Raw genomic sequence first — 6000 nt, forward strand, 5'->3', positions numbered from 1 at the left:
CGGGTTGTCGCAGAGCCGGGCGGTTCCCTAACCGGCGCGTCCGAGCTGTTCTTCCAGTTCGGCGATCCGGGCCTGCAGCGGGCCCGTGACGCTCGCGATCTCGGCTTCGGTGAAGCGCGGCGTGATGTGCTGCGGGCAGTTCCAGTCGAAGGCCTCGATCTTCAGGATCACCGCCCGTTCGACCCGTGCGCGGTAGCCCGGCGCCTGAAGTTTGGAAACGAGCTCCGGCGCGTCTTCGGCGTCCAGGATTCGGGCGCGCGCCCAGATCTTCAGGCGGCGGCGGTTGGCGTAGTCCATCAGGATCAGCGCCACCCGGTCGTTGGCGCTCAGGTTGCCGACGCTCAGATACTGCCGGTTGCCCCGGAAGTCGGCATAGCCGATGTGCCGGGCGTCGATCACCTTCAGAAAGCCCGCGGGGCCGCCCCTGAACTGCACATAGGGCCAGCCCGTTTCGCTCACGGTCGCCTGGTAGAAGCCATCTCGGGCCTCGATGAAGGCGGCCTCCTTCTCGCTCAGGAGGGCCTCCGGCTCGTCGATCTCTTCGAACTTCTGGTAAGCCTCGCGGCTGCCCTGCTGCTCCTGGACAGACTTGACCGTGGGCGTGAAGGCGATTTCGGCGAATTTGCGGGGCATCTCCAACCCTTCCTCTGGTTCGGAAAACAGCGGCGAACCAAGCTCCGCCGTGCCTTTCGAGATAAAGGTAAGCGCCTTCACAAAGATTATTAATATGGATAATATGAACAGGTTTATTGCGTTTAAAGGAATAATATTTTGGACCGTCTTCAGGGCATCGAGGTCTTCGTGCGGGTCGCGGAGCTTGGCGGCTTCGCCAAGGCGGCGCGCGACCTCGGCCTGTCGCCGCCCGCCGCCACGCGGGCGGTCTCGGCCCTGGAGGAGCGGCTGGGTGCGCGTCTTCTGGTGCGCACCACCCGTTCGGTTCGCGTGACCGAGAGCGGCGCGCGTTTCCTCGCCGACGCCAAGCGCCTGCTCGTGGAGCTTCAGGAGGCCGAGGAGTCAGCGGCGGGCGATCACGCGGAGCCGCGCGGCGAGCTTCGCATCACCGCCCCCCTGCTGTTCGGACGCCTGCATGTGGCCCCGGTTCTGGCCGCCTTCCTGGACCGCTATCCCCTGGTGAGCGCGCAGGCGCTTTTCCTCGACCGCAGCGTCAGCTTGATGGAGGAGGGCCTGGACCTGGCGGTCCGCATCGGGCCCCTGCCGGATTCTTCGCTGATCGCGATCAAGGTCGGGGAGGTGCGCCCCACGGTCTTCGCCAGTCCCGCCTATCTGGCCCGCGCGGGAACCCCGCAGCGGCCCTCCGACCTCAGCGGACACCGCCTGATCCATGCGAACTCCGTCAGCGCTCTTCCCGAGTGGCGCTTTCTCGAAGCCGGGTCCGAACGGCGCTTCCGGTTCGAGCCGCGCTTGACCCTGAACGCCAACGAGGCCGTGCGCGAGCTGGCCGAGAGCGGCTGGGGCGTTGCGCGCCTGCTTTCCTATCAGGTTGCCGAGGCGCTCAGCGCCGGCCGGTTGGTGAGGCTCCTTGAGGACTACGAACCCGCGCCGCTGCCGGTCCATCTGCTGCACCCCGAAGGACGGCGCACCTCGGCAAAGCTGCGCGCCTTCGTCGACTTCGCGGCCCTGCGCTTGGGCGAGCGCCTGAGAGCGCTGCCCTAGCCCGCCGGCTCCTCAAGAAGGAAGACCGCATTCAGCTTATGGCGCGTCTCCAGGCGGTAGCCGTTCTTCTCCATCAACTCGAAGAGCTCGCCGCGTCCTTCGCCCTTGCCGACCTCCAGCACTGAGAGGCGGGGCCAGAGCGTCTTGGGCGCGGTCGCGAAGAAGGCGGTCAGCACCGGGACCTCGTGCCCTTCGATATCCATCTTCATGGCGTCCACGCGCGCGAAGCCCGCCTCTTCGATCACCGTCAGTAGCGGGCGCAGGGGCAGGGTCAGGTCGCCGCTTTCGCCTTCGTCCGCGATCCGCGCCTCGCCCCGGTTGACCAGCGAATCGCTGACAAAGCGCACCTCGCCGCTCTCCGCGCCCAGGGCGACCGGGGCGTGGCTCACCTCCGTGGCCGTGCTGGCCGCGAGGTTGTCCAGAAGCCTGGCCGCGTTGGTCGGATCTGGCTCGACCGCGAGGATGCGCAGGGCCTTGCCCGCGCGCCTTGCCCGCGCCAGCAGGTCGAGGCTGTAGAGCCCGACATTGGCCCCGGCGTCGATGAAAACGAAGGGCGCCTCTCCGCTCTCCGACAGCGCCCGTCCCAGCCGCTCGCGCTCCGCCAGGTCCCAGAACTGGCTGCCGCAGAAGACGCGCTTTTCGGCGCGGTTGTCGCGGGGGTGGAGCCGGGCCTTCAGACCGCCGAAGATCGTCACGTCGGCGGCGTCGCCGGTCCCGAGCAGACAGAGGCGGCGCAGCAGGGAGACCGCCCAGCGGCTGGGCAGGCCCTCGCCCAGACGGCGCAGCGCCTCCAGCGGTGCTGGCAGCGCGTAGCGCCCGAAGGGCGGCGACAGCGGTGGCGGATCGGATGCGATGGCGTGGTCCCCCCGGCGGCGTGATTTCAGAGCCCTCGATCCCCCTGCTTTAGAAAGCCTGGGATGCAAAGGCAAGCGCTTAGGCCGCCGGCCCCTCTGGACAGACCCGCGCGCGCCGTGCCTCACTCTTCCAATCGGACGGCATTCGGTCCGTTCCCAAAGGCTTTTTTCTCCGGGAGTTTCTAGAACCATGTCCTCTTCACACATTGGCCTCACCGAGGCGCTTTCGCGCTATCTGGACGAAAAGGGCCTGCGCGAAAGCGATGTCCTTCGCCGCCTGCGGGAGGAAACCGCCGGCATGGAGTATGCCCGGATGCAGATCACGCCCGGGCAGGGGGCGCTCATGGCCATGCTGGTGAAGCTGACCGGGGCGAAGCTCTGCGTCGAGGTCGGCACCTTCACCGGTTACAGCGCCCTTGCCGTCGCCGCCGCACTGCCCGAAGACGGGCGCCTCATCTGCTGCGACGTCAGCAAGGAGTGGACCGACGTGGGCCGGCGCTATTGGGAAGAGGCGGGGCTGTCGGACCGGATCGATCTGCGCATCGCCCCGGCGACCGAGACGCTGGACGCGCTTTCAGGGGAGGGGCTGGCCGGTCAGGTGGACTTCGCCTTCGTGGACGCCGACAAGACCAACTATGGCCGCTATTACGAGCAGCTCCTGGGGCTGCTGCGCCCCGGCGGCCTGATCGCCGTCGACAACGTGCTCTGGAGCGGCTCCGTCATTGACCCCGAGGATCAGAGCGAGGACACCAAGGCGATCCGCGCGCTCAACGACGCCATCGCCAAGGACGAGCGCGTGGACCATGTCCTGCTGCCGGTCGGCGACGGCCTGACCCTGGCGAGGAAGCGCTAGGCCTCTCCAAAGAAACGCAGGAAGTGCTCCAGCACCTCCTCCGGCGTTTCCTCGGCCAGGTAGTGGCCGCTGTCGACGGGGCCGCCCTCAAGACTGCCGGTGCAGTAGTCCCGCCAAATCTCCAGGGGCTCGAACCAGGCGTCGATCTTGCCCTTCTTGCCCCAAAGCGCCAGCAGGGGGCAGCCGATCTTCAGGCCCTTCTCCCGGCTCTCCCGGTCGTGGACCAGATCGATGGTCGCAGCGGCGCGGTAGTCCTCGCAGATGCCGCGCACCGTCTCGGGATGGTCGACGGCGCTCAAGTAATCCTCCAGCGCGTCGGGGTGGAAGAAGCTGCCATGCTTGGGCGGGCGCGTGGTGTGGTGGCGGAACCAGAAGCGCGGGTCCGCGCCGATCAGGGTCTCCGGGAAGGGGTGGGGCTGGGCCAGCCAGAACCAGTGGTAATAGCCCATGGCCGAGGCCATGTCGGTGCGCTCGAAGTGCTCCAGCGTCGGCACGATGTCCAGGACCGCGAGCCTCTCGACCGCCTCGGGATGGTCCAGCGCCAGGCGGTGGGCGACGCGTCCGCCCCGGTCGTGCCCGGCCAGACTGAAACGCCGGTGGCCCAGCCGCGCCATCAACTGAACCATGTCCTTGGCCATCTCGCGCTTGGAATAGGGCGCGTGGTCGGCGCTGGCTTCGGGCTTCAGCGAACCGCCATAGCCGCGCAGGTCCGCGCAGACCACGGTGAAATGCCGCGCCAGGCGCGGCGCCACCGCGTGCCACATGGCGTGCGTCTGCGGGTTGCCGTGAAGCAGCAAGAGCGGCGGTCCCGAGCCGCCCAGGCGCAGCCGCAGCTCCCCCGCCTCGACCGGCTGGGTCTGGAGAGTGAAGCCTTCGAAGAAACCCTGCGGCATGCCCCTCTCCCGATTGGTCGGATTAACGAGTGATAAGTGCTTGTGCGGACTGTCAAAAAACTAGCGGGAAGCCGTTGTCACGACAACTCCGAAAGGCGCTGGCCGGATCGGGTGGGGACCGGTTGGAGGGATCCTGCGGCGGCGGGTCAGTAGATCAGCTCGCCCTGCGCCCCATCAAAGAGGAGGAGGGCCAGGGGGTCGCCTCCGCCCGGCTGGAAATCACTCCCCAGTTGGGCCATCAGGGCGCCGGGCGCTTCGGCCGGGTGTCCAGGTCCGACAGGGCCGAGGTCGCTCAGCAGTTCGCCGAGCTGTAGATAGTCCGAGTCCTCGCGTTCCTCACCGGCGTCCCCGCGCTGCCCGCCCCGCCCGGAATCGCGCGCGCCGGGATCGCGGTCGTTTTCGTTGTTGGGGTCGAAGGGGCTTTGGGGCTCTTCCTCCTGCTCCTCGCGGTTCTGCTCCAGGCTGTCGGTCCCCCGGTTGCGCAGGAGGTAGAAGTCGGTGATCTCGTCGGGCGCGAGCGCGCGCTCGAAAGGGGCCTCGCCCGGCGCGGCGATGGTCACCAGCCTGGCAGGGTCCTCGATGACGGCGATCAGCTCCCCGCCGTCGCGGCTGAAGAGGCTGTAGCTGCCGACCTGGCCGTCCGGGTCGGGCAGGATGGAGAAGCTCGTGGCCTGGTCCGCCTCGATCCTGACGGCCGGGGAGGTGCCCCGAATCCCGATCACGGCCACGGGGGTGTCCACCACGAAGTCGCCGTCTTCGGTCAGCGCGCCGGTGATGAAGACGAAGGTGCCCTGAAGCAGGCCGAAGTTGAGCCCGTTGTCGCTCTCCTCGGGGGCATAGAGATAGGACTCCAGCACCATGCTCGCGTTCGGGGAAAGGCTGAAGGTGGTGCCGTCGGCGAAGACGACGGTGATCTCCGCCGCCGTGCCGGTCTGAAGCAGGTCGCCCTCGAACAGGGAATCACCAGGCGAGAGCAGCAGGGTTTCCCCCTGGCGGAGCACGCTGGCGGCGCCGGTCAAGGACGTAACGTTGCCGATCGCGTCCGCCTCTCGACCGAGCTGCGCGATCTGCCCGTCAGGGCCACCGGGCGGAGGAGTCCCGCCAGCCCGCTCAATGCCAGAAGAACCAGAAGAATCCCCCATTTCGCCCCTTCCGAATCGGATTCAATCCAAGGGGTTATTGGTACCACAAATCCATACCGGGAATGGGAAAACTCTGGCCCGGGAATAGGCTGAAACGGGCAGCGGGATTGAAGGGTGGTGCCGGTTGAGGGACTTGAACCCCCGACCTTCGGTTTACAAAACCGCTGCTCTACCAACTGAGCTAAACCGGCGCCGCTGCCTGCCACGGGTCTTTGCTTATCGCCTAGGGGCTGGCCGCGGCAAGCCGTTTTTCTCGTGGGCGCGGACCCCCGCTTGCCGCTAGGCTCGGGCTCTGGCAAGGATTGAGCCCATGGACGCCTTAAGTCTTCAAGAGATCGCAGCGCTGGGCAAGCCCGGCATGGCGCGCGCCCTGACCTTCCTGGAACGGGAGGCGGGCAGCGAGGCCGCGACGGCGCTGCTGGATCAGGCCTATGCCGCGCCTCGGGCCCAGGTGATCGGCCTGACGGGGCCCCCGGGTGTCGGCAAGTCGACGCTGGCGGGCGCGCTGATCAACAGCTTCCGGGCCCAGGACCTGACGGTCGGGGTGATCGCCGTCGACCCCTCCTCGCGCCGCTCAGGCGGCG

At 67.7% G+C, this 6000-nt stretch carries 7 protein-coding genes and 1 tRNA gene; 3 read left to right on the forward strand and 5 right to left on the reverse strand.

What is annotated here, in order from left to right; genetic code table 11:
* Nucleotides 1–27 precede the first annotated feature (27 nt).
* On the reverse strand, nt 28–633 hold the full coding sequence (locus P8X75_07220; protein ID MEJ1994992.1) for a pyridoxamine 5'-phosphate oxidase family protein: 606 nt from the start codon (nt 631–633) through the stop codon (nt 28–30).
* Nucleotides 634–771: 138 nt separating this feature from the next.
* Between P8X75_07220 and P8X75_07225 the strand changes: the two genes are divergently transcribed.
* Nucleotides 772–1674 (forward strand): LysR family transcriptional regulator, encoded by a 903-nt coding sequence (locus P8X75_07225; protein ID MEJ1994993.1) that lies wholly within the window; start codon nt 772–774, stop codon nt 1672–1674.
* Here the strand turns inward: P8X75_07225 and P8X75_07230 are convergent.
* Nucleotides 1671–2603, reverse strand: a complete 933-nt coding sequence (locus P8X75_07230; GenBank protein MEJ1994994.1) for an FkbM family methyltransferase — start codon at nt 2601–2603, stop codon at nt 1671–1673. The genes P8X75_07225 and P8X75_07230 overlap by 4 nt on opposite strands.
* 115 nt (nt 2604–2718) lie before the next feature.
* On the opposite strand from P8X75_07230, the gene P8X75_07235 reads away from it, so the two are divergent.
* Nucleotides 2719–3381, forward strand: a complete 663-nt coding sequence (locus tag P8X75_07235) for a class I SAM-dependent methyltransferase (protein MEJ1994995.1) — start codon at nt 2719–2721, stop codon at nt 3379–3381.
* Here the strand turns inward: P8X75_07235 and P8X75_07240 are convergent.
* The 3 genes from P8X75_07240 to P8X75_07250 form a co-directional block, all read right to left on the reverse strand.
* Entirely contained in the window at nt 3378–4274 is an 897-nt protein-coding gene (locus P8X75_07240) for an alpha/beta hydrolase (protein ID MEJ1994996.1), read from the reverse strand. The two genes, P8X75_07235 and P8X75_07240, sit on opposite strands and share 4 nt — an antisense overlap.
* Before the next feature lie 146 nt (nt 4275–4420).
* A complete protein-coding gene (locus tag P8X75_07245) occupies nt 4421–5416 on the reverse strand; it encodes a FecR domain-containing protein (protein ID MEJ1994997.1) in 996 nt (331 codons plus the stop codon).
* 115 nt (nt 5417–5531) lie between these two features.
* Nucleotides 5532–5607 (reverse strand) — tRNA-Thr (locus P8X75_07250).
* Between the two features lie 119 nt (nt 5608–5726).
* On the opposite strand from P8X75_07250, the gene P8X75_07255 reads away from it, so the two are divergent.
* Nucleotides 5727–6000 (forward strand): ATP/GTP-binding protein (locus P8X75_07255; protein ID MEJ1994998.1); only part of this gene is annotated, 274 nt, incomplete at its 3' end.

The organism is Limibacillus sp., from assembly GCA_037379885.1.
GTDB lineage: Bacteria > Pseudomonadota > Alphaproteobacteria > Kiloniellales > CECT-8803 > JARRJC01.

Bases quoted from the DNA above. Each gene is read 5' to 3' on its own strand.
- P8X75_07220 (MEJ1994992.1), bottom strand. From the start codon at position 633: ATGCCCCGCAAATTCGCCGAAATCGCCTTCACGCCCACGGTCAAGTCT.
- P8X75_07235 (MEJ1994995.1), top strand. From the start codon at position 2,719: ATGTCCTCTTCACACATTGGCCTCACCGAGGCGCTTTCGCGCTATCTG.
- P8X75_07240 (MEJ1994996.1), bottom strand. From the start codon at position 4,274: ATGCCGCAGGGTTTCTTCGAAGGCTTCACTCTCCAGACCCAGCCGGTC.
- P8X75_07245 (MEJ1994997.1), bottom strand. From the start codon at position 5,416: ATGGGGGATTCTTCTGGTTCTTCTGGCATTGAGCGGGCTGGCGGGACT.